This window comes from Candidatus Paceibacterota bacterium (genome assembly GCA_036517255.1).
Classification (GTDB): Bacteria; Patescibacteriota; Minisyncoccia; order Phycocordibacterales; family WO2-35-19; genus DATDXE01.
The window spans coordinates 95,336-118,238 of record DATDXE010000004.1; the positions used below are offsets into that span (position 1 = coordinate 95,336).

29 protein-coding genes and 2 tRNA genes are annotated in these 22,903 nt (G+C 40.2%); 4 read left to right on the forward strand and 27 right to left on the reverse strand.

Going from position 1 to position 22,903, the window contains the following annotated elements; translation table 11 throughout:
* Nucleotides 1-3 precede the first annotated feature (3 nt).
* The 8 genes from VJH67_00925 to VJH67_00960 all read right to left on the reverse strand — a co-directional run bounded on the left by VJH67_00925 (nt 4) and on the right by VJH67_00960 (nt 7,632).
* A complete protein-coding gene (locus VJH67_00925; GenBank protein ID HEY4515734.1) occupies nt 4-1,158 on the reverse strand; it encodes an ABC transporter substrate-binding protein in 1,155 nt (384 codons plus the stop codon).
* 9 nt (nt 1,159-1,167) lie between these two features.
* Nucleotides 1,168-2,295 (reverse strand): ABC transporter substrate-binding protein, encoded by a 1,128-nt coding sequence (locus VJH67_00930; protein ID HEY4515735.1) that lies wholly within the window; start codon nt 2,293-2,295, stop codon nt 1,168-1,170.
* A 10-nt stretch (nt 2,296-2,305) separates the two neighbouring features.
* Nucleotides 2,306-3,424 (reverse strand): ABC transporter substrate-binding protein, encoded by a 1,119-nt coding sequence (locus tag VJH67_00935; GenBank protein HEY4515736.1) that lies wholly within the window; start codon nt 3,422-3,424, stop codon nt 2,306-2,308.
* 15 nt (nt 3,425-3,439) lie between these two features.
* Nucleotides 3,440-4,306: a branched-chain amino acid ABC transporter permease gene (locus VJH67_00940; protein ID HEY4515737.1), complete on the reverse strand. Its 867-nt coding sequence runs from the start codon at nt 4,304-4,306 to the stop codon at nt 3,440-3,442.
* Between the two features lie 29 nt (nt 4,307-4,335).
* Nucleotides 4,336-4,680, reverse strand: a complete 345-nt coding sequence (locus VJH67_00945; protein ID HEY4515738.1) for a four helix bundle protein — start codon at nt 4,678-4,680, stop codon at nt 4,336-4,338.
* A gap of 49 nt (nt 4,681-4,729) precedes the next feature.
* On the reverse strand, nt 4,730-5,596 hold the full coding sequence (locus VJH67_00950; protein HEY4515739.1) for a branched-chain amino acid ABC transporter permease: 867 nt from the start codon (nt 5,594-5,596) through the stop codon (nt 4,730-4,732).
* A gap of 78 nt (nt 5,597-5,674) precedes the next feature.
* A complete protein-coding gene (locus VJH67_00955; protein ID HEY4515740.1) occupies nt 5,675-6,814 on the reverse strand; it encodes an ABC transporter substrate-binding protein in 1,140 nt (379 codons plus the stop codon).
* A 575-nt stretch (nt 6,815-7,389) separates the two neighbouring features.
* Entirely contained in the window at nt 7,390-7,632 is a 243-nt protein-coding gene (locus VJH67_00960; protein HEY4515741.1) for a GIY-YIG nuclease family protein, read from the reverse strand.
* A gap of 388 nt (nt 7,633-8,020) precedes the next feature.
* Between VJH67_00960 and VJH67_00965 the strand changes: the two genes are divergently transcribed.
* Nucleotides 8,021-8,431 (forward strand): hypothetical protein, encoded by a 411-nt coding sequence (locus tag VJH67_00965; GenBank protein ID HEY4515742.1) that lies wholly within the window; start codon nt 8,021-8,023, stop codon nt 8,429-8,431.
* Nucleotides 8,432-9,210: 779 nt separating this feature from the next.
* On the opposite strand, the gene VJH67_00970 is transcribed toward VJH67_00965, so the two are convergent.
* From VJH67_00970 to VJH67_01010, 9 genes are all read right to left on the reverse strand, one after another.
* Nucleotides 9,211-9,588 (reverse strand): hypothetical protein, encoded by a 378-nt coding sequence (locus VJH67_00970; protein ID HEY4515743.1) that lies wholly within the window; start codon nt 9,586-9,588, stop codon nt 9,211-9,213.
* Between the two features lie 98 nt (nt 9,589-9,686).
* The gene (locus tag VJH67_00975; protein ID HEY4515744.1) at nt 9,687-10,061 is read right to left on the reverse strand and encodes a hypothetical protein; all 375 of its coding nucleotides are present in this window, start codon (nt 10,059-10,061) and stop codon (nt 9,687-9,689) included.
* A gap of 1 nt (nt 10,062) precedes the next feature.
* Nucleotides 10,063-12,330, reverse strand: coding sequence for a hypothetical protein (locus VJH67_00980; GenBank protein HEY4515745.1), 2,268 nt, complete (start codon nt 12,328-12,330; stop codon nt 10,063-10,065).
* Between the two features lie 6 nt (nt 12,331-12,336).
* The gene (locus VJH67_00985) at nt 12,337-13,278 is read right to left on the reverse strand and encodes a permease-like cell division protein FtsX (protein HEY4515746.1); all 942 of its coding nucleotides are present in this window, start codon (nt 13,276-13,278) and stop codon (nt 12,337-12,339) included.
* Entirely contained in the window at nt 13,278-13,958 is a 681-nt protein-coding gene (gene ftsE, locus VJH67_00990; protein ID HEY4515747.1) for a cell division ATP-binding protein FtsE, read from the reverse strand. The genes VJH67_00985 and ftsE overlap by 1 nt, the downstream gene beginning before the upstream one ends.
* A gap of 33 nt (nt 13,959-13,991) precedes the next feature.
* On the reverse strand, nt 13,992-14,909 hold the full coding sequence (locus VJH67_00995) for a peptide chain release factor-like protein (protein ID HEY4515748.1): 918 nt from the start codon (nt 14,907-14,909) through the stop codon (nt 13,992-13,994).
* Between the two features lie 12 nt (nt 14,910-14,921).
* Nucleotides 14,922-14,994 (reverse strand) — tRNA-Thr (locus VJH67_01000).
* 4 nt (nt 14,995-14,998) lie between these two features.
* A complete protein-coding gene (locus VJH67_01005; protein ID HEY4515749.1) occupies nt 14,999-15,370 on the reverse strand; it encodes a hypothetical protein in 372 nt (123 codons plus the stop codon).
* A 27-nt stretch (nt 15,371-15,397) separates the two neighbouring features.
* Nucleotides 15,398-15,470: transfer RNA gene (locus VJH67_01010), tRNA-Thr, on the reverse strand.
* Nucleotides 15,471-15,509: 39 nt separating this feature from the next.
* Between VJH67_01010 and VJH67_01015 the strand changes: the two genes are divergently transcribed.
* Nucleotides 15,510-15,716, forward strand: a complete 207-nt coding sequence (locus VJH67_01015; protein ID HEY4515750.1) for a hypothetical protein — start codon at nt 15,510-15,512, stop codon at nt 15,714-15,716.
* Here VJH67_01015 and VJH67_01020 read toward each other — a convergent pair.
* Genes VJH67_01020 through VJH67_01035 form a run of 4 tightly spaced genes read right to left on the reverse strand, consistent with a single transcriptional unit; the run spans nt 15,711 to nt 18,210 of the window.
* Nucleotides 15,711-16,607 carry a matrixin family metalloprotease gene (locus tag VJH67_01020; GenBank protein HEY4515751.1) on the reverse strand — a complete coding sequence of 299 codons (897 nt, stop codon included), beginning with the start codon at nt 16,605-16,607 and terminating at the stop codon, nt 15,711-15,713. The genes VJH67_01015 and VJH67_01020 overlap by 6 nt on opposite strands.
* Nucleotides 16,604-17,257: a VTT domain-containing protein gene (locus VJH67_01025; GenBank protein ID HEY4515752.1), complete on the reverse strand. Its 654-nt coding sequence runs from the start codon at nt 17,255-17,257 to the stop codon at nt 16,604-16,606. The genes VJH67_01020 and VJH67_01025 overlap by 4 nt, the downstream gene beginning before the upstream one ends.
* Nucleotides 17,247-17,816 (reverse strand): hypothetical protein, encoded by a 570-nt coding sequence (locus tag VJH67_01030; protein HEY4515753.1) that lies wholly within the window; start codon nt 17,814-17,816, stop codon nt 17,247-17,249. Before VJH67_01030 ends, VJH67_01025 begins: the two co-directional genes overlap by 11 nt.
* A 1-nt stretch (nt 17,817) precedes the next feature.
* Nucleotides 17,818-18,210: a hypothetical protein gene (locus VJH67_01035; GenBank protein ID HEY4515754.1), complete on the reverse strand. Its 393-nt coding sequence runs from the start codon at nt 18,208-18,210 to the stop codon at nt 17,818-17,820.
* 43 nt (nt 18,211-18,253) lie between these two features.
* Between VJH67_01035 and VJH67_01040 the strand changes: the two genes are divergently transcribed.
* Nucleotides 18,254-18,784, forward strand: a complete 531-nt coding sequence (locus VJH67_01040; protein HEY4515755.1) for a hypothetical protein — start codon at nt 18,254-18,256, stop codon at nt 18,782-18,784.
* On the opposite strand, the gene VJH67_01045 is transcribed toward VJH67_01040, so the two are convergent.
* Genes VJH67_01045 through VJH67_01055 form a run of 3 tightly spaced genes read right to left on the reverse strand, consistent with a single transcriptional unit; the run spans nt 18,781 to nt 20,419 of the window.
* Nucleotides 18,781-19,326 carry an AAA family ATPase gene (locus tag VJH67_01045; protein ID HEY4515756.1) on the reverse strand — a complete coding sequence of 182 codons (546 nt, stop codon included), beginning with the start codon at nt 19,324-19,326 and terminating at the stop codon, nt 18,781-18,783. The two genes, VJH67_01040 and VJH67_01045, sit on opposite strands and share 4 nt — an antisense overlap.
* 18 nt (nt 19,327-19,344) lie before the next feature.
* Nucleotides 19,345-19,773, reverse strand: a complete 429-nt coding sequence (locus VJH67_01050; GenBank protein ID HEY4515757.1) for a hypothetical protein — start codon at nt 19,771-19,773, stop codon at nt 19,345-19,347.
* Nucleotides 19,774-19,831: 58 nt separating this feature from the next.
* Nucleotides 19,832-20,419, reverse strand: coding sequence for a methyltransferase domain-containing protein (locus tag VJH67_01055; protein HEY4515758.1), 588 nt, complete (start codon nt 20,417-20,419; stop codon nt 19,832-19,834).
* A 44-nt stretch (nt 20,420-20,463) separates the two neighbouring features.
* Between VJH67_01055 and VJH67_01060 the strand changes: the two genes are divergently transcribed.
* Complete coding sequence (locus VJH67_01060; protein HEY4515759.1) at nt 20,464-20,877, forward strand: hypothetical protein; 414 nt, start codon at nt 20,464-20,466, stop codon at nt 20,875-20,877.
* 10 nt (nt 20,878-20,887) lie between these two features.
* Here VJH67_01060 and VJH67_01065 read toward each other — a convergent pair whose 3' ends face one another.
* The 3 genes from VJH67_01065 to VJH67_01075 are packed head-to-tail and all read right to left on the reverse strand — an operon-like array spanning nt 20,888 to nt 22,845.
* Nucleotides 20,888-21,310: a DUF1801 domain-containing protein gene (locus tag VJH67_01065; GenBank protein ID HEY4515760.1), complete on the reverse strand. Its 423-nt coding sequence runs from the start codon at nt 21,308-21,310 to the stop codon at nt 20,888-20,890.
* A 50-nt stretch (nt 21,311-21,360) separates the two neighbouring features.
* Nucleotides 21,361-22,158: a nucleotidyltransferase-like protein gene (locus tag VJH67_01070; protein ID HEY4515761.1), complete on the reverse strand. Its 798-nt coding sequence runs from the start codon at nt 22,156-22,158 to the stop codon at nt 21,361-21,363.
* A gap of 21 nt (nt 22,159-22,179) precedes the next feature.
* Entirely contained in the window at nt 22,180-22,845 is a 666-nt protein-coding gene (locus VJH67_01075) for a Type 1 glutamine amidotransferase-like domain-containing protein (GenBank protein ID HEY4515762.1), read from the reverse strand.
* Nucleotides 22,846-22,903: the final 58 nt, after the last annotated feature.

The following is a 22,903-nucleotide window of genomic DNA, read 5'->3' on the forward strand; positions in this document are numbered from 1 at the left end:
ATTTTAATTAATCTTAACAAACTTACCGTCCTTTACTGTTTGCATTTCGAATGCTTCAGGAGGAGTCACCACAAAACCTTTTCCATCGAATTCAATGAAAGGCATCGATATGGCATCCTCAAACTTTACCGTTTCTAAATAGTTTTTAATATTTTCTCTCGTAAGCTCCTCTTCAGAATCAACTAATTTCCTCATAACTTCTGCCAATACAGAAACAGCATTGTGGGCAGTAACAGCGGAAGGAGAAATTGGCTTATGTTCAAATCTTTCTTCATACGCTTTCGAAAACTCCTCATACCCATGACTTTGGCTAGGAGTAGCAAAATACAACCTTTCGTTCATAAGGGCAGGACATTCTTCGAGAGCTTTAGGCGTGCCCGCTGATTCAGTGGAAAGCAGTGGCACTTCCAGTCCCAAATCTTTCGACTGTTTTAGGAACACACATTCCAAATCGGCGTAGGAACCAAAAACTGCATCAGGTTTTTTGGATTTAGTTTTGGTGATAAGAGTCCTGTAATCCACCACACTAAAATCCGTCCCCATTTCTTTTGACACAATTTCAATCCCATAATCAGGAGCATTGTTTTCAAGGAGAGTTGTAGTGTAAAGCCAGAAACTGAAGTTCGCAGGTTGAATAACTGCAATTTTTTTCCAACCTCGACCTTGCGCAAATTTCAATAATTCTTTAATACCCACCTCGTTATCAGGCCAAGTAGTAAAAAAGTAGGGAGAATTAATTTTTGACTCAATGTCAGTAGAAGCGTTTGGACTTATGACAGGGACTTTTTTACTCACAGCAATACCTGCTATGACTTCGGCTTGACCATCCCACTGTGGCCCTACGATAGCAAGAACATTATCGATAGTAATAAGTTTTTCAGCTACAGATACTCCCACTTTCAAATCAAAAGGAGGTGTATCTTCCGAAATCATCTCGATCGGCCTGCCACCCACACCCCCATTCTTATTGATTTGCTCAACTGCAAGCAAAGCCCCATTTCTCTCTTCTTCCCCGATATCAGCTCCCACACCCGATAATCCCGACATTTGCCCTATCTTTATCGGTTCACCGGTAGCTGGAGCTTTGTTGCTAGATTGATTCCACCAAAGTAAACCGAGTACGACGACTGCTATGAATGATAGGATTACTTTTTTCATATTTTAATATTATTTTAGATCGACAAACTGACCGTCCTTGATTGTTTTTAGAGTGTAGCCTCCCCCAACAACTTGATGTTTATCATTGAATTTAACTTCCTTTACAGTAGTACCGGGCACAGAAACTTTAGTTATGTTTGTATTCAAGTCTGATACAGGACCTTTCTTTAATGCTTCAATCAATATATTAGCCGCATCGTATGCTTGCCCGGCCGCAGCACCCTGTGGTTCTGTACCAAATTTAGCTTTGTGTTTATTTACGAAATCAACAGTGTTGCCTGTTATTTTTGCTGATCCAAACACTACCCCTTCAAGCACCTTTGGAAAAGAATCAAGCAAAGCCTGGTTTTCAATATCAGCAGAGCTGAATACTGTATTTTTTAATCCAAGTTCTTTGAACTGTTTCAAAAACTTTGCCTTAATCTCCGGAGCAATGAAAGAAATAAATACAGCTGCATTTGGGTAAGCCTTTACTTTAGCGATAACAGTTCTATAGTCATCAGCTCCAAGAGTCGTTTCCTCAGAATGACTTATTTTTATACCAACTTTAACTGCTTCGGACTCAAATAGTTTTGCCATCATTTCTGTAAAAGGGTCATTCTCATACAGAACGACAAATTCTTTTACACCTTTCCTCACAGCATATTTTTGTAGAAATTCTATCTCACTTCTTTGAGGGAACCAGGTGGAATATACCCGATCATTAGAAGCTCCCGTAAATTCTAAAGCCTCCATAGCGGCAGAAGGAGATATAGAAACGATACCCGCTTTTTGAGCAATCGGGAAACCGGACTGGAAACTATCGCCCCATGTTGGCCCTAGAATTACTTCAACTTTGTTCACACTAATAAGCTTCTGCACAGCACTCGCTGTACCTTTACCATCACAGAAAGTATCTTCCGTAATCAACTGTATTGTCTTTCCATTTACTCCTCCATTTTTATTAGCTTCATCGATTGCTAATTCGATTGCTTTCTTTTCTCCTTCACCGAAATCAGCACAAAATCCGCTTAAACCGAGCGCAGCTCCAATCCTAATTGTTCCTCCCTCTACAGCAGGAGCTTGTCTTTTACTAATCCCAAACCAGATTCCTATTGCCGCAACTACTACCACTAAAATCCAAATTATTTTTTTCATATTTTATTAATTATTCTTTAATTGTTACCGGTAAACCATTCTGAACTTTTTTGATTAGGTAAGGTTTTGTAAAAGCACCTTCGCCGTCAGCGACAAGGCTACCTGAAGCACCCTCGTACTTTTCTATTTTATTTAAGTAAGCTTGAACATCACCAGGATCGACAGAACCAGTTTTCTTAAAGGCATCAGCAAGCAACATTACTGCATCATAAGCAGAATCGGCCCCTATTTCTACTTCACGATTATCGTAAGCTGCTTTATACTTTTTCTCAAAATCCGAAGTTGGAGTAAGGAAAGTTAAGAATGTCATTCCTTCGCAAGCGTTGCCACAGTTATTGATAACATGAAAACTAACGGTTAGAGAGTAAATTGGTAAAGAAACACCCAACTCTTTAAGACGATTTGGCACAATAGAGGAAAGACCGTAATCAGCCACAGTTAATACGATAGCATCAATGCTTTTATCATTCTTTACTTTTGTGACTTCAGACATCACATCAGTTTCAGTAACCAATGGTTCATACAAAAAAGCAATCTTTCCTCCTAATTCTACAAACTTTTTAATAAAGGCTTGGTCTTGGGCTTTAACCCAAACATCATTTGCTCCAAACACTGCTACATTCCTATACCCCTTATCATAGACATATTGGGCTAGATTTTCTGACAAAATCTCATCATGGGGCCAAGTGTTAAAGATATATTCACTCGATTCATTATAAGCAGGCAAGCCCAAGGAAGGAGAGATCGCCACAACACCATGCTGTTTGATTAACTCAATGAGAGAAAGACCTGTGTTAGACCAATTTGGACCTATAATAAATTTAACTCCGTCAGAATTAGTAAGTTTATTGAAAGCACTTATGGCTTTAGAAGGATCGCTTCCATCATCTTCATAAATTCCCTGCAGTGGCTTTCCCTCGATTCCACCCTCTGCATTTATTTCTTTGATGGCAAGCTCCATACCATTCTTCGCAGCCTCACCCCAGCTTGCTCCCTCACCACTCAATATGAAAATACCTCCAATCTTTATCGGTTCACCGGTAGCCGGAACAGCGCTATTCTTAGACTGATTCCACCACAATAGACCCAGGACTACGACGACTACAAACGACAGGATTAGTTTTTTCATGTAATTTTGCGAAATTTATAATTTATACTCCCCCACCAGTCCCTGCGGACGATATAACATGAGTATAACGAGTAATGCCCCATAAACCAAGACCCGCATTTGGGCGGCAATATCGGAAGGAAAACCTACAAAGCGCAAGATTTCGGGCAGGAGGATAAGAAAAATAGCGCCAATGACAGAACCGCGCAAATTGGCCAGGCCACCCAAAATAATAATTGAAAGGATGAAGATGGATTCGAGGATCGTAAAGGTCGAAGGATCGATAAAAGTGATGTAGCTGGCAAAGAAAGAGCCAGCGATCGAAGCCATGACCGCCCCGATCACAAATATAGCCAATTTGAATTGATGAGTTTTATAACCAAAAATTTGGATGGCCACTTCGTCCTCCCGAATCGCTTTCAGCACTCGGCCGAAAGAAGAATCGACAATAAATTTTGAAATGTAAAATAATATTACAGCTGTGAGTGCGACAAGAATAAGAAATGGGAGATTATCGGAAAATGATATTCCAAAAAGGCTGGGCCGATCGATACCTGGGATGCCAAGAGGACCTCTGGTCAAATCTTGATAATTGAGAAAAATGCTATAAACGATGGTGTTGAACCCGACTGACCCAAGGGCATAGAAATCGCCTTTGAAACGAGAGAGAACATAGCCGACAAGAAGCCCAGCTATTCCAGAAATAATAATACCTAGGAGGAGAGCCAGAAAAAAGTTGGTATCGTAGCGAGTAATCATGATAGCTGTGGTATAAGCGCCAATGCCATAAAAAGCGGCTTGAGTGACAGATATTAGCCCGGTGTAACCGACGACCAGGTTGAGCGACATGCCGAGGATAGCGTAAATACCGGCGAGAATTGCTAAGTGTATTAAATATTCCATACGTGAGTTATAAAGTCGAAAGTGTAAAGTTATAAAGTTTTGATAAACCCCGAAAGTAATCTGGATATTTCGACTAATAAATTAATTAAAATATTAAATTCTTCCTTTGAAATATAGCTTAAATCTTTAGCAAGATAAAGCATAGATCTCGACTCTCCACATGAGCCTTTGGCTATGTATAGAAACTGCATTAATTCTTTATTACTCTTTCTCTCAAACCCTTCGGCTATATTATTTGAAATACTAACTACTGCTCTTTGTAGCTGGTCCCTAAAACTAAAATCTTTGTTGGTTCTAAAGATTTTATAGACTAGCAAAGAAACTTCTCGTGCTTTCTGCCAAGAAATCAGATCTTCAAATTTTTCTATTTTCATAATCTTTTTTCTATCTTTACCTTACAAACTTTATAACTTTACCAACTTTTTACTTCCTGAGAATCCCTTGCGGACGGAATAGTAAGAAAATTATTAAAAGTCCAAAAGCGATAGCGTCCTTCCACTCCCCCGAAATTTTCCAAATGCCAAAATTTTCGACGAAGCCCAAAAGAAAAGCTCCTAAAACCGCTCCATAAATATTTCCGATACCGCCGATGATGGAAGCGATGATACCTTTCAGGAGGAGAGAGAGGCCCATAGTCGGCTCGACGCCAGTGTCGAAGCCAACAAGGATACCGGCAAGGCCGGCGATTGATGAGCCGATGAAGAAAACAGCGGCGATTATTTTATTGGTATTGATGCCGACTATTTTTGCCACTTCTTCATCATCAGCGACAGCGTTTACTGCTTTACCAAAAAGAGTTTTCTTCAAAATTACAGATAGGGTAACTGCGATCATAAGGCCACTTATGAGGATGACGGCTTGTACCTCTGTAATGATGGCGCCAAAGAGCTCAAATACACGACTAGTACCACCTCCGATAGAGAGAGTTTGGAACTGGCTGGTAAAAATCATGGCCACAATAGCTTGAAGCACGGTGAGCATACCGAGAGAGGCCACGAGGAGGACCATGCTCGAAGCTTTGCGATCACGCAACTTTTTATAAACAAATTTATTTATCAAGTAGCCTACCGTACCAGTTATAAGTATGCCAAGGGAAACAGCAAGTGAGAGATCGAAACCGAGCTTTTTGTAAAAAAGAAAAACCATGTAGCCTCCGACGACAGTGAGCGCTCCATACCCGAGGTCAAAGAATTTTACTGTGCCGTAAATAAGATTGAACCCAAGCGCCACCATCATATATATGGCTCCAGCAATAATGCTATTGAATATGAGTTGCGGCAGAATATCCATTAGTCTGAATATAACAAAAACACCCGCCCTTCACAATTATTCAGGACAAGTGTTTTTGTAAATAACTCACTTTAAACTCTACTTCAATACTTCTGTCTTTCCATTCTTTATAACTTCTGCTCTGTGACCTACGAGCGGATCACCATCAGATCCGATAGTTACCGAACCCGCAGCGCCTTGCCAATTCTTGACTTCACTATGAAGCCAATCCGCAATTTTTTCTCCATCATAACCGACTGCTTTTATAGCATCACGAATTATGAATGGCGCATCCCACTCCATCTGACCATAACTTTGGAAAGGCATATCTGTTCCATATGTAGATTTATAGAGATCAAGAGCATGTTTGAAGATCGGATTGTCCACATCAGTTCCAACTTCAGCCGTATAAGCTCCATCCAAAGTTGTTTTATAAGTAGACATGGTAGCAGGATCTCCTGGGATTGCATCATTTACCAATAATTTCGGCTTCCATTGTAAATCTTGCATTGCTTTAAGAATCTTTTGACCCATAGCAGGTGTTTGCACACTCATCATAAAGAAGTCAGCATTTGCAGCTTTGGCTTTAGTTACTAACTGTCTCATATCAGTAGCACTACTTGGAAATTCTTCTATTGTCACAGTACCACCAAGATCAGCAAAAGAAGTCTTCAAAGCATCTGCTATACCTTTAGCGTAATCAGTTTGTTCAGCTAGAACATACACAGTCTTAGCGCCTTGATCGTTAGCAATATTTGCTAGAACCTTACCTTGTGCTGAATCTCCAGGATAGTTTCGAGCGAAGTAGCGACTTTTTCCTGTAAGTCCTGGGTTGCTTGAGCCAGCTGAAAATAATGCCACCTTTGCAGTTTCGACTATTGGAATCGCAGCCAGTGATTCACCACTACAAAATCCACCAATAATCACTTGCACTTTATCTACATTTACAAGTTTCTGTGCTGCGCTAGAAGCAGATGCACCAGTACACTTACCATCTTCGATTATAAGTTCAATCATGTTGCCGTCTATACCACCAGCATCATTGATTTCTTTTACGGCCAGTTTATATACATTCACGCCTGGTTCACCATAGGCAGCGCCATCTCCAGTAAGAGGAGATATAACCCCAATCTTCACTGGACCGTCGAGGACGGCTTTTTGAGATTTATCACCAGTGAGGGCTGTGATGCCCCAAATAGCGAGGGCTAGGATTACTATCCAAATTATTGTCTTTTTCATTCGGTTAAAATTTTAATTTAATAAAAAGTTCTTTACTTAAGGAACTTTAAGCTGATTTAAGTACTTCTTTAACAGTATAGGAATGCAGGTCAATTTTGCAACACCAAAGGTGGATTATATGTGAAAGGACTTGTGCGGCCTTGACAGAATTTGGTGATGGGTATATAATGCCAGCAGTACAGCACTAATTGATTTTTTACGAGATCGTTGTTGCCGGCCCCTCCGACCCGGTGGCGCGATGGGCGAAAGGCGCTCGAGATGTTTTTTAGCGAGGAGATCTGCACGCCTCGCTGTTTAGGCTCTCGAGCGCCTGGGACCCAACTTAAAATCGACCCGCACCTCATGAAGGTAGCGGGTTTCGTTTTATAAAATATTTAGTCTAAAACTATTTGCCCCGCATATTACATTGCGGGACGCTTAATAAAATTGGCAGCCCAGTTGAGTACAATTGGACGCTCATTTTTTATAGTCACTCGCTTTGCTCGTTCGTTAAAAAATGGCGGCTGCTGGCCAGGGACTCGAACCCCAATACCATCCTCCAGAGGGATGTGTCCTACCGTTAGACGAGCCAGCAATCAAAAAACTCTTTTCTTTAAATATAGTCTACCAAATCCTGTCTTGAGTTGCTTTTCTCGAGCTATAGCAGCTGATTCAGATAGACACCCTTCAAAATATACTAATTCTAGTGGCCGTCGATTTTTTGTAGATAAGACTTCGCCCTTAGAATGCATGGAAAAACGATTGGACAGATTTTTTGTCCAGCCGATATACAGATGGCCATCTTTATTGCTTCTCAAAACATATGTATAGAAGAACATAGATTCAGATTACCATTAGACCTGCCCGCAATGCTACGCTTATGCTTGCATAGCGTTGCAGGCGGGCGAGCCAGCAATACAAGACAATCTATCAGATTTTGGGGTAATTTTCTACTCTTTTATTTGTAAATGGAATTATAAATGGGTTTGACAAATGTTTTATATGGGTTTATTATAGAGGTGCAGTGGCCCTTGCACTGTGCCTCCTGTGTGTCCGGCCCGTAGCTGAACACACGCACCTCTAGAGGGTGCTTCAAAGTCAAACGCTCGTACAGAACCTCCCCGGTTGTACCGCCGTCCAGACTGCGAAGCACCCCAGGGGTGTTTCTTTTTTGTAAAAAATGTGTATAATTCCGCCTTAGACCCTAGTCAGGAAGGAGAATACCCCATGAGTAGTAGCACGCAATCCGTGCCGCTTGACCCAAGCATAAAAAGAACTGGCGCCACTTCTGAAGAAGTAGTGGCCCGTTTTCTCACGGAACAAGGACGAGGCGGAGATGTTGTCCTCACCGCCTTCAACGCCATCGATCCACTGAAGTCGATGTTCTCTGCAGACACGTATGTCGCTTACGCGAGAAAGTTTTGTATCCTCGCAAAAGCGAACCGAGAAAGTTGGAGAGACACGAATCACAACGAACTGGCTGGAGTGCTCGTGAGCAGAACTTTCTCGCCGGAACAACTCTGTCGAAGGTTTGGTGACGAAAACCCCAAAATACAGGAGCTCGACGTCGTGGCAATCGCCGGAGCAATCGTGTCGGGTGTCGAAACACTGAAGGAAGAGATCGAGCAACTCTTTTAATGCGTTTACCGCTTCGCCCCGCAAATTCTGGCCCCCCACCAACCTGGTGGGGGGCCATTTCATTTTATTATTTTAGTATTGATTTTATATTTAAAATTAGTATTCTAGTTACAGAATCGGAATCCTGACGGGTCCCGATAAGGAGGCGGTACGAAAATCAAAAGGAAAGGGATCCTGAAAAAGATTCCCGAAAAAAGACCAGCTAGAGCAAGGTTACCACGCCGCAAACCAAACCCTCTGGAGGAAACTCATCACCATAGGAAACCGAGAAGCCTGGGTGGAGAAAATTCAGACAGCAACATCTCCAAGGTAGCACGCTACAAGCACGAAGCGTGGCATCTGCTGTTCGACAACTTGCCGGTGCTGGGTATCCTCGATCGATTCCAATACTTCTACGCTATCTTCGGGTCAGAGCATGTCAAGCCGATAATTCGGAAAAGGTATCTCAGAGGCTCGATCCGTGGAGGAAAAAGCCCCAAGAAACGGGCGGCCTGGAACGCACTCTTCGGAGAGTTCAGTTCAATCGCCGACATCCTGGATGAGATCAACCACGTGTGGCTCGACCCGGAATATCTTCTAGTGACGGGAACAGAGCGAGTCAAACACATTGCAGTAACGACTCGGAAGTAAACCCTCTTCGCATTCACCCGACTCCATTCCAGAGAGGCGCTCCAGCGCCTCTCGCTTTTTATATGTGTAGATGGTCATCTTCTACAGAACAAAATGTGCCCGTGAGGAACTCTCCCCACGGGCACAAAATCTGATGCGACGATATGCCTTCAGACTTCGACGAGGTTTTCGACATCTTGACGATCGAGCTCACTTGCCAGAAGAGTCTGTTGCTTCTTCAGTTTGAGACGATCGTCCCGCCCAGCTCGAAATTCGCTGGTAAGCACTGAGTACTCGGCGATGGCGGCCTGATCCCCTGGGCTTCCATAGACACAGAAGCCAAGATAAGCCGGGTTCGAAATGCCGAGGATTGTGATACCTTCGTTGTAGTGTTTGCCAGTCAGGTGGACCACGACACAGTGTTCACCTGAGCTAATGTCCACATCGGCCGGAATTCTGTTTTCCCAGCCAGGATGCTCACGATCGAGATATTGCAAGCCGCGACGGGAAGTTTTCTTAGCCCGAGCGGTTCTAAGTAACTGAAACATGGTGCCTCCTCAACACAGGATAACTGCTTCTAGAACAATTCTAGCAATAAGTATTTTCTAGTCAAATCATAACCAAGGGTCCCCCTTGGTGTTGGAAATTATGTGGTGTAGTTTTTGATGAAGAGTCGTTGAAGGAGTTTTCCGAGATAGAAAGCGATGAGGCCGAGGATAATAGGCAAATAGATGTGTTTGATATCGCCCGAACCGAAAAATAGAAGTGGCGGCACAAGGAGCCAACCGATCCACTTCTTTTTATTTCCCCATGCGAATAGTTTGAAAAGAAGTATGAGGAAAAATACATAAGCGAATGGAACACCGGTTATAGTAATCAGGCCTTCCTTAGGAATGGGGAAAAAAGAGCTGTCATAGAGTGGAGAAAAATAATCATACAATTTACCAAAATACTCTGAAGTAAAATAACTTAAGACAAGAACCACAACTAATAAAATTATATTTTTAATGAAGTTTTTCATGTTAATTATTTAATAACCATTCTAAATCCTCTTTGATAATATTATACGCCTGTTCATTTATTTTACCCTTACGATATCCTTTCAGTTCAACCAGCAAGGCCAGAGCCGCTTTATTATCGACTCTTTGCTCCAGTCTCTCAATTCTTTTCTCCTTTCTCTGGCCATTTGGCAACTTTTCGATAACTTTTTCTATCCTTTTCTCCACTTTTATAATACCTTCGGCTTTCTTCAACAATTGATCCTTTAATTTTTTATCAGTAATCCAACCCAAATCATAGGCCTTAATAATGTCGTTCTTCAAAACTTCTGAATTTATTATTTTTTGCGACTCTGTCTCTCCAATATCTTCATTATTCACTAGCACATTCAGGGTCGTAACCTGACTAGGTAGGGTAAGACCTGAAACCTCTTTGGTCGCCGAAACACTGCCAGAAACTAAACTAGTGAGCACTGCATACTCTCCTCCACTGCCTGTTCCCTTTACTTCCACTTTATACTGACCATCCATAGGGTTAAGGATAGTTATGTATTCATCATCAGTTTGGAATCCAGAATAAAACGCACCTGATATTTCATTGTATTCTTGGCCACTGGAGAAGTTTTTGCCGATTTTTTTACCGTCAGGGGCAGTAACAACTACATCTATCGGAGAGAGTAACTGGAGAATCAAAACTTTCGGATCAATATCGGAACCATTGTCTATATTTGTAACCGAATCATTACCAGTAAGTATTTTGAATACACTGTTTGCTGATTTTGTCGGAATCCTGTTATGTGAAGCTACTATTTCTTCACTGGTAAAACCTGTTAAAGCAGAGCTTGTCGGAGAAACTGTGTTGTCCCCCACTCCTCTTTCTAAACCACTGTCACCTATCACGCCCCCAAATCCTTCCGGCTCTCCATGTTGCCAGAAAATGGCATGGTCGGTAGGGATAACTCGAATAGTATTTATGGTTTTATTCTCACCCGAGTCGCCTACTATGTTTGTAACTTCAACTCCTGAATTTATAAGAGCTGAAATATTATTATTTAAACTTTCAAGAAAAACATTTTGAGGATAATTGTTTGGATAAGCTCTCACAGTAGCAGTATTATCATCCTTCAAATAATCAAATATTGGCAAAAGCTCTTGAACAGAAAGTATCGGCCTGTTATGAATATAATCAAAAATTGTTGGGTACCCTTTTCTAAGAGCTTCCGCTTCGAAAAACAATTCTTTCATAATGTTGTTTACATCCGGTGGAAATTTCCCCGCCTCCCATTGAAGATAATCAGTAGGTGAACCTTTGTGAGGAGTACCGAGGAAGATGAGCTGGTCGACGTCGGAGTCGTAGTCGAGAGATTGGATATAAGCGCGAGCAACTAGGCCCCCCATGGAGTGAGCTACGATATCGACTTTGGAACAATCAATATTTTGGGGAGTTTGAGAGAGACAAGCATTTTTGACCTCAGTTATTTTATCGTCCAGTAGATTTGCAGTCAGTAAATTTGAATCCCTCCATTCATATGGAAAAGTAAAAAGGTCGAGGCCTGGAGTATAACCATTTTGATCAAAGGTAGCCAGAAGGTCGTCATATGTATGAAGAATAGGGTCGATCACAAGCTCAGCATTTTTATAAGCTGAGCCCATGATACCGGGAATGACAATAAGTGGATTTACAACTTTTTCTTCCGGCTCAACTGGCCCTTCTTTAATAGAAAAAGGAGCGAGAGAGAGCGCATACACACCGGTCGCTTCAGCATCCCTCGGATAGCGATTTGTAATAGCTACAAAGTCGGTATCGGTGAGGCCTGCTATATTTCTGTATTCATTGAATATTTCGTTACCTTCAGCCTGCTGTTTTACTACGACCCTATAACCGAGTGCGTCAAATTGTATATCGTACGAATACCAATCGGTAGCAATATTATTGAATGAAGGAATATTGTAAGCGGCAAGGGAAGACCTTTCTGTCGGAGTGGAAGTAGTTTGCGGATCGACATCGGTAATATAAACAAGCGGAGGGTAGCCGGCAAAACAACATTGGTGGTGAGTGTAGGTAAAAGTGATATGGGCATAGCCGCCTGAATAACCTGCGGTATAATTTTCCATCCCAAGGTAAGTACCTATCTGTGCGCTATCGCCAAAAAGAGTTTGGGGCTTTTCGTCCAAAGTATAGGGGTAGGTAATTTCCGCTCTGGCTTGCAGAGGTAAAAGTATAGGCAAAAGAAAGAGTAAAGCGAGAATGATAAAAAAATAATTTTGGAAATATTTTTTAGAATAGAACATAAAGAATCACAATTTCAAATACCTGCGGACTGCAAGGAGGCTCGATGCCGCGCCAATCGCAATGCCAGAGAGGAGAATGATGAAAGTAATTTGGAAAATATTACTTAAATAGTAGCTAAAAATATTGAGGCCGATGAAAAAATTTTCAGTAACTCCACCAAGCCAATAAGTAATCGGCAGGAACATAATAAGGGTAAGAATAGAAGCGACTAGTCCATACATGATACCAGTGATGACGAATGGGCCGCGGATATAATTTTTGGAAGCGCCGACAAGCTGCATCACCCCTATTTCTTCACGCGATACATAAATAGCGAGGCGAATGGTATTCAAAGTGATAACTATTGATATGACCACTAGAAGGAGCATCACGACTGAGCTCAAAGTTTTCGATGAATCGATGATTTTGGTCAAGCGATCAATAGCTGTTTTGTTTTGAAGATAATTTACTTTATCAATAATAGATTCGCCATCGCGAGAAAGGATATTGTCCTGACCTAAAAAGTCGGCGATACCTTGATACTGGGAAGGCTCTTTAGCCTTTATATTGAGAGCGGCCCCAAGGGGGTTGTCGCCTAGCTCCTCGAGAGCCTGCAGAGTAATCTGGTCGTTCTCGTGTCGAAGTTTGAAATTAGCCAAGGCTTGTTCACGAGAAATGTACTCAATATTCGCCACTTCAGGCAAAGATTCGAGCCTTTTTTGTAAATCAAGAATGTCCTGCTCACTGCTACTCGTCAGAAAATACACATTGACATCTACCTTATTGCGAAGCTCTTCTAGAGTGGTGTTGAATATAGCACCCATAAAGATAACTGAAGCGATGGTCGACAAAGTAATTATCATGACCAAAACTGAAGCCAAGGAAACATAGCCGCTTCGGAAAAAGTTTACAAACCCCGCCTTCATCACTCGCCTTAATTTTGTTTTAAATTCTGTTTTTGCTTCCATTACAATATATATTTCCCGCTCGGATCATCGCGCACTACCCTTCCCTCCTGCATGGTAATAACACGCCTGCCGATCGAATCGATCACTCCTTTGTTGTGAGTCGTGAGGACTACCGTAGTACCTAAATCGTTAATCTTTTTCAAAATTTGGACGATATCGTAGGTATTCATCGGGTCCAAATTGCCTGTCGGCTCATCGGCAATAATTATATCAGGTTGATTGACGATAGCTCTAGCAATAGCCACTCGCTGTTTTTCCCCACCAGAAAGCTCATGCGGAAAATTCCAAGCCTTGTGAGGTAGGTCGACCAGCTCAAGCACATGAGGTACATCGGCTTCGATTTCACCTTCCTCTCGACCGGCAGCTTCCATAGCAAAAGCAATATTTTCGAAAACATTTTTATTCGGTAACAAACGGAAATCTTGAAAAACGACGCCGATTTTGCGCCGAAGTTGATTCAAATCTTCCCCAGAAAGAGAATGGATATCAGAATCGCGCAGGTAAACCTTGCCGCTTGTCGGCTTTTCTTCCGCTAGAATAAGTTTGATGAGGGTAGTTTTACCTGAGCCAGAAGGACCGACGATAGACACAAACTCATTAGGGGAAACATCAAAACTAACGCCTTCCAAGGCTACCGAATTATCAGTGTATTTCTTAGATACATTATTGAAGGAAATCATCACTCATAAATTATACAGGAGTGGAGCTGAAATTTACAATCCTTTCTCTGCCTCTATAAATTCATCTATTTCACCCTCCTCAAGCACCTTCTCTACATTACTGGTTTCGACTAGAGTACGATGATCCTTCACCATTTTATATGGATGCAGGACATAGGAACGTATTTGGTTGCCCCACTCTACTTTGGTTGTTTTAGAAATATACATCCCTTTTTCATTAGTAATACGCTTCTCCTCCAACATCTTGAAAATTTTTCCTTTTAAAATATTTATAGCTTGTTCTTTATTTTGCGCCTGACTACGCTCTGAATCGACGTGCACGGCGAGGCCTGTCGGCTCATGCACAACCCGTACTGCAGTTTCCCTTTTGTTTACATTCTGGCCTCCAGGGCCAGAGGAGCGTGATAATTCTACTTTCAAATCATCAGGAGAGAGCTCTATCTCGCTGGTTTTTTCGAATTTGGGAATAACTTCCACCATCGAGAAACTGGTATGCCTCTTGGCGTTAGCATTGAATGGAGAGATGCGCACGAGCCGATGTACTCCCGATTCGTTTTTCAAGGTCCCGTAGGGACCGAAGCCCCGCGAAGCTCGACCGAAGGGAGATGCGGAGTGGGGAGCATTTATTTCCAAAGTAACATTCCTAAACCCCCCATGATCATTATGATTTTGATGAACGATAGAAAAAACAAAACCTTTTCTTTCAAAGAATTTTAAATACATCTCAAGAAGTATGCGTGAAAAATCCTCCGCATCGTCTCCCCCAGCTCCAGAAAAAATAGTCATCACCGCATCGCCTTTATCATATTTACCGACCCCAGAGAGTTCATCTTTCAGTGCCTGCAATTCTTTTATTTTTCCCTGGGCCTTATCTTTATCAGCCCAAAAATCAGACGCTTGCATCTCAGCTTCCAATTGCTCTATCTTTTTTTGTATTTCTTCTTTTTCCATTTTATTTTATAGAGCCACCTCGCAGAATCGAACTGCGGGCCCCGTCTTTACGAAAGACGTGCTCTACCAACTGAGCTAAGGTGGCGAATTTATCGGGCCCCCTCTATCTTATCATTGGCTTCAGTGTTGAGATCATCTATTCCTAAACTTTCTGCTCTGTCCCAAGCTTGTTGCATCATATCATCTAGACCTTCACCTACAATCACAAGATAGGCATCAACAAGAGCATCCTTGGCAAATTCCATATCCCCAGCAGCTAAAAATAGATCGACTCTTTCTAGATCGAAAACTGCTCGAGCATCGGGAGCAGATGTAGCCTGCACCTCGTTCTCTCTTCTATCTAGCCACTGATTGAGCAAGACTTGGGTTTCAGGACTATGTATACCCGTAGATTTCAGACTCTCAAGAAGAGCAACTTTCATTTGTTCAGTATTTTCTAAAGGCTGTGGTGCATCATTCATTCCCATAATATTTCTAAATTAAACCGGAGCCGTTGATCGGGATTGAACCGATGACCTCGTCATTACCAATGACGTGCTCTACCAACTGAGCTACAACGGCTGTGGCGCCAAAAAGCAGTATAATATATAATTAGCATCAATGAAACTGTTTGGATATTTTGCTAAAAATTTGTCTTTAGTTATAGGCTTGGTACTTATTTGGCGCGGGATTTGGTATGTGCTCGACGCGGTAGATATTTTATACCTTGGAGGCGACCACTTACTAAGTGGAGTGTTCGGAATAATAATCGGCTTGGCTATTCTCTATATTCCTGATCACGATCTAAAAGAAATACAAAAATTATAATCTACAAGCTTTTCTAAGCTCAGCCTTGTCTTCCTCCGTCAAAATAGGACTGGAAAAAGTGTTGTCGCTATCACGAAGGTAATACATGATGGATTCTGAATTCTCGACATGATCCATATCTAGTGCATGGCCAAACTCATGAGTCATAGCCATGATAAGCCCGACTGAACTATCAAATTGGTAAACATTTATTTCTTTACCGGTGTATTCCGCCTGATTAAATTCGGCTCTATCGCCGTAAGCAGAATTGTAACTTTCAGCCGCTTTATTATAATTCTTGGCCGCAGTATTGCGCTCCTCGACAATAGTATTGAGTTGCTTAGCCATACTGTTTATAGAGCTAGCCTCGTTATTAATTTGAGAGACGGAAGTATTGATACTCTGCCTCATAGCCTCTAATTTTTCGTACTCCCCCTTCGGGGCGCCACCATGAGAGTTCCAATACTCTACTTGCTTTTCGTATTCATTAGACAGAGTATCCAAATTTTCTTTCATCACATCAAAAGCTTTCACTTGCCTATCGTACTCTGATTTAAATAAAGCTAAACGAGCATCGAGGGATTGCAAGGTCGTTTCAGCCGCATCGAGACCTGATTCTGTTCTTTGTTTCAGTATAGTTGCCTTTTGCCTTTCATCATAAATCAAATTGATTTTAAATTTGGCTTCGGGGTTGTATTTGAAAAGTTCTTTACCTACTTCTTTTTCCCAAGCTAGTTCCGACTGTGCTACATAATTTTTAAACTGAATTTGACTGACACCAAAATTGGTATCGAACCTACCTATAGAATATTCGAGTACGGTATCGCAAGGTGTACGAGTATATTCATAGGCCGAATACCCCAGTACCACGAGCAAAATAATTGTTATTATAGAATTTATAATCTTGTTCATAACCCCTCTATCTTCCTATAATCTTTGGCTAAAGTCCAAATACCAAGCGAAGCGAGGATTATTGCAAAAAGAGAAAGAAATATGGCATACCTCGTGGTAAACACTGCGATAGTAGAACCTAAAAATACCAGTACAAAACCGCTTGGAATGTAAAGTGGAATTTGAAGTAACATAAATTTCCAGAAATTCATACGAGTAAGACCGGCAGCATATGCCAAAAGTTCGGGAATAGTAAAGAAAGCCACTCGAGCTTTGATGAAAGACTTGGTATTGTGCAAAATGCTTAGCATTTTTTCTATTTTATTTATATTTGAATTGCCTGCAAAAAACTTCACTGCTCGCATACCCCATCTTTTACTAATGAAAAAGCATAGGGCCGAGCCGACGACATCGCCAGCAAAACAAATCAAGAACCCGTATAAGTTGCCGTATACTGCTCCAGAAACTACATAAAGCGGAGTGCCTCCAAGCGGAGCAAACACTAGAGTAGAAATTTTGAGGAGGAAGATGACAAGTGGTGCCCACAAGCCCATAGTGACTACTTTTTCACCCAGAGTGCCATCGCTCAAAAACTTTATTGAGGCAATAAAAATCAATATAGCTATTATCGCCCAAGTGTAATCAAGTATTTTATAGTATTTATTTCGCATTCGGATATAACATACCTTTCTGTATCTTATTGTTTAAATACTCTTTGATCGAAAGTACAGAAGGCCCTTTAAGAACAGTACTTTCTTTTATATCAAAAAGTTTTAGGAGTTTTTTGATACCTTCTGGTGTTTTGGACTTTACTTCCATCGAGAATTGGCCTGAATTATTTTCCAAATCAACTTGATCTTCTCCTAGATCATATTGAGAGCCTACACGATCAAATTCGAAATCAAATTCAAACCTATCTAGAAGATTTTCTTCAATATATTCCCTTGCCTCTTCTTCAGTATCAAACTCTTTTCGAAATGAAACAGTTGAATTTTTACCGACTTCTCTTTCTTCTGTGTTCTTTACCGAAACGATAAAGTCTTTTTCATTCCAAATATTTTTCTTTATTATCCTCAACCTCAAAAATTCATCTGTGAGACTTTTATTCGGATCTTTACTCCTAAAAATTATGTCTCTAATTTCATACTCACCTTTAAAAACTGCCCCTTCTTTTTCTAAAATTTTCTTCGGCTCTTCTAAATTATTTAAAACTACTCTAGCTTCGATCATATTAATTTAGTTTAAAAGCGAAAATTCCAAATTTTTCTAATTTTAATTTGTATCCAGGATAAGAATACCATTTCTCTTTGGCTTCTTTTTTAGTTTTTACGACAGGCATTATTTTCTTCAGAGGAATATTTTTTAGCAGGAGATCAATGCTTTTAAAGTGATACTTCTTGATTATTTTCTTAGAAAACTTTTCCTTGCCACACACAAAAACTAAGGTATCTCCCTTTTCGATATTTTGATACTTTGGACTTGCAGCTCTAGTCTCCACAGATTTAATACCTTTCCTTAGTCTCTCAAAATTATCATAATTAACTTTGTTAAATTTTAGCGTCCACGTTTTCATCAGTGACCAAAATGTAACATGGAAGATACCCTGAGTAAAACTATCCTCCATTCGCTACAATTAAAGAAAAGCTGATACAATTATTTTATAAAGTATGGGCACAATATTAATTCCAGGGTGGCTGCAGAAAAAGGAGCTTTACGATGGATTCGAGGTATATGATGTATGGAATAAAAACCTGTCACTCACCTATCCCGAACCACACAAATACGTGGTAGGACATAGTATCGGAGCAAATATTGCTCTTTACAATTGGAGTAAAAATAAAAATCAGAGATTAATACTAATAAACCCTCTCCTTCCCAAAAGGAGCCTTCTCTCTTGGTTTTGGCGATGGCTCAACAACATCACTCCGGAAGATGTGAGTAGAGCCCTTTCTCCAAATTCAACTGATATATCACATTTATTTGCAGCCCTTCGATTTGATCCATCCCCTATTTTAAAAGAAATACCTAAAGAAAATATCGTGGTGATACGAGGCTCTTTAGATCATCATTTTTGCGACGAAAATGCAAAAAATTTTATCCGTTCCCTGGATATTAAAATCATAGAAACGGAAACGAAACATAAGTGGTCAAAAGAATACAAAATGAAGATCGAGGAAATTATGAGGAATTGGAGCTAACCAATACTTTTAAGCAAACTCTCCACTTTTTGAAATAAGGCTTCTTTAGTGGAATCGTTTATTATTGTGTGATCGGCCATTTTGATGACACTATCGACTTCGTGAGCTCCAGAATTATTCGCCCTTTCCTTTTCCTCCTCTTCTTTAAAACGCTCAAATGAAATGTGATCACTAGCTCTACCTCGTAGTTTGGCCCATTCATATCTTGATTCGATAGGAGCTTCGACAGCGACAATAATAAAATCTTCACCAAACTTTTCTTTAAATAAATTGATCTCAGCGGTATTTCGCATACCAGCGATAACAGTATTTGTAGTAAGAGAATCGGCAATTTTTCTGACCGGATATTCATTACCCTCCTCTTTCCTCTTTTGAGCGACAAAAGTGCTCATACTCGTCCGATCGAGAGGTAAACCGAGAGCTTTCATGTCCTCCCTTATATAGTCGCCACTCGATATATGCACAAAACCTTTACTCCCAATATATTCCGCCACCGTATCCTTGCCTCCCGAAGGCTGCCCCACCACTCCGATTATTTTCATTTTGTATTAATTCAAAGATTAAAATGATACCACTCGCGATTTAGAAGCGAGAAGAGCGAGGACAAATATGTAGATAATATGTTCATCTACAAATGGATTATTATCAGGCCAGAGAGCGGCAAGGTACATGAGGAGAATCATCACGATACCAGCGATACTGCCCCACTTTACATATTTATTGAGTAGTAAAGTGAGGCCGACAAATAATAAACCCGCCATAAAAAGCCAATCTACAACTTGAACTCCGGCCAATGATTGGAAAAATTCCGCAAAAGGACCCTTAGTCCCCATAGTGAGAAAACCGTATGTCGGCGAGCCACCATTCATCCAAGACTTCTCCGCCACGGTAGCAAAGCCTAGCCCAAATGTTTTATCCAAAAATGCCCAAAGAAAAATGAACCCCATCCCCAATCTCAATCCCAACCAACCAATTTTTTGTATGTTCATAGTGGTTCAATTATAACAGATAAATTTATCACTAGATTTTAAAGTAGCATAGAACAAATCAATATTCAGCACTCAAATCTCCGAAATAAATACAGTAAAATTTTAGTTTACCATCTTGATATATCGATTCTGATTCGTGAGGAGGTAAATTTTCTAATTTATTCAAATCAAATTCTTTAGGCAATCTCAAACAGACATTCTTTGTCTTCTCAAATACTTTATCCAAAAGAAAATCGGCTCGTGGCATCATTTGAGAAAGCTCTAAAACATGGTTTTCTTTCCCCTCTCCTACTTTAGCCCAATCTGGATCAAGAAATGCTGAATCAAATTCTCCGATTTTATCTATGACTTCAAGAACATCTCCTTCAAAAAACTCTACTTTATCTTCCACTGAAGCAGTCTTTGCATTTTGTTTTGCTTGGTCTAAATGTAGTGGGTCTATATCTACCCCAATGACCTTATCAACACATTTAGCGATAGCTATGGTCATAAATCCAGCACCTAAGCAAGTATCTAAGCAAAATTTATGGCTAGAGAATCTTTTAGCAATTTTATCTGCCAAAATATGATGGACACCCATTTTGTAAGTATCCTCATCGACAACATAATCCGCCCCAAACTTCTGTAAAATTGAGTCTTGATCCATTGAAAAATATTAGCATACTATGTTTACTGGTATACTATTGTCGTATGTCGGAAGGAGCACCGCAAGAAAATGAAAATTGGGCGAGTGAAAGATTGCAGGCTGATGAGCCTCTTGCTCCTGAGGAACAAGAGCGGCTTGTTATGATGATTTCCGATCCAGATTTAGCTTGTGAGGTTTTGACTCTTATAGAGGATACTGGTAAGAAGCTTACTCCCACTCAAGCAGAACATTTAATGCAAATAATAGAAGCGGCTGAAGAAACAGCTTTCATTTTTTATATGAATTTAGTGGAATCAGGCGTGGCAGAAGAGCCGAACGAATCAGAAGAGTGGTGGCTTCTGCGACTTGAAAAAGCTCTCCTACAAATAGAAGAGCCTTCTGTCGCAACCTACCTCCTCGAGCACCTAAACTCAATCTCCGATGAAGATCGTGAGAGGCTTGAAAATGTTGGAAATTAAAATTATCTAACTAATTTTTAATGCCTAGCCCTGGAGATTTGGCGGCAAGTTTAATGACAGTGGCTAAAGTTTTTAGATTAAGGTCATCAATTTTTTTGAAACGGACGCAGCTCCTACCGACGCTTACCTTACCAAGATCCTTTTTGTATTTTTCAGCCAAATACTCCCCTCTCTCGACAGCACAAATATAAAGACTAATGTAATTTTTCTGGCTAGCTAAGGATACGACAGGCCAATCGATTATTTCTTTCTTATAGTTTTTATACTTGAAGCTGCCATAACCCAGCATATTATATGCAAATCTCGACTTCAGCTTCGGAGCAGTTTTTTGTATAAACTTATGTAGGAATTCTATCGAAGCCTTCCTATCCTCCGACAACATTCCCAAATACTCCCTGACCGTCTTTGCCTTCACTGGCTTAAACATATTCATATTTCAAATATACCACAGTTCCCAGAGCCTCTTTCAGGGAGTATGTAACGTTAGAACTGTAATCCGTTTAAATTATTCCAATACTCAACTAAACGCTTCCTTTCTTCTGTAGTTAAAAACCCCTTTATAAAAGGTCTTACGATATTATTACTCCAGATGCCATAATTTCCATCAAAGACCTTTTTGATTAGGCTAGAGTAAGTATAAAATTTTTCTTGCACAGAGGAGGATTTGAGACAAAAAATATAAAGATTATAAAATTCAGTGTCTTTTTCTTTTAAATACTTGAGCATTTGTTTCTCTCCTGTCCACGGTATATTCCTGAACTCAAAATACCCCATAAAAATATTATACAAATCTTGAAGAAGTTTTATTTCCAAAATATCATGGTATTCGGAGTTATTAGACTCAAAATACCTTTTATTAGTTATGTAGGCAGAATTGATTAGCGAATCCCATCTACTTACTTCTGTTTCTGGAACCTGAAGTTTATTTTTCAAATCATTATATTTGTCTTTAAAAGAAGTAAGAGTGCCAGATTTATCAAATAACACATTCCCATTCTCCAACCAACTTATCAAAACTCCATCCATTGTATTTGCAGGAATAATTTCATCATTAAGGAGTTTTTGAAGCTGAGTTACATCATAGAAAAATATATCAGCAGGTTTATTATCTATGAATTGGAAAAGTGAGAATAGTTTTTCTTTATTTTCTTTAAAAATAACCGCCAAATCAATGTCGCTATATTCTTTTTCTTCCCCAGAGGCTTTCGACCCCACCAACAAAACAGCGTCTATTTCTCCTGAGTTTTTAAGATTTTGAATCAATTTTTCCAGAGTCAGCATAAATTTAATACTAATTTCATACTATTCGTTGAAAACTAGATATTCTCCTTCGCTTATAACTTCCTCTTTTCCATCAACCACTTTCACAGCAGAGTTATCATCCAAAATATAAACTTTCTGCTTTACATCCTTTAGCGCTTCTTTAATTTGCTCGTTATCTTTTCTAATTTTTGTGAAATAAGGAGAGTTGAGGTGAGGAGTAACATAGAAATCTACAAGACCAAGAGCCTTAATGTTCTCCACCTCATCCAAATCCTCGTCATAAACTATTTGAGAGGTTTTAAGTTGTAAGTCAGGGCAAGCGACCATACTACCTGCACTTACCCCTACATAAACTTTTGTTTTTAATAATTCAGGAAGTATTTCTGTAAGCCCTGATTTATTTATTTCTCGCATTAAGTGATATGTATTGCCACCTTCAAAAAATAAGACGTCCGCTTCTTCAAATTTTGGAAGCCATACCTCTTTTGGGACAGCCGAGATATCAGCAATTTCTATCTGTTTGAAGTTCTGCTTCTGTAGGTTTTTAAGGTCATCAATAAGCCACCCCTTATCACCTTTTTCTACATTTGAGGCAGTAGGGATAAAAACCAAAGAAGTATCTTCTGGCTTTTTTCCAACCAAATCAAACAGAGCGTCAGATATGGATTTATTGGTTATCCCTCCTGATGTAAGTAGCAATTTCATAGGACTAGTTTAATCAAAAAATGCCGAAAAAGAAAGAAGGTGCAACATAGCGGCCAAT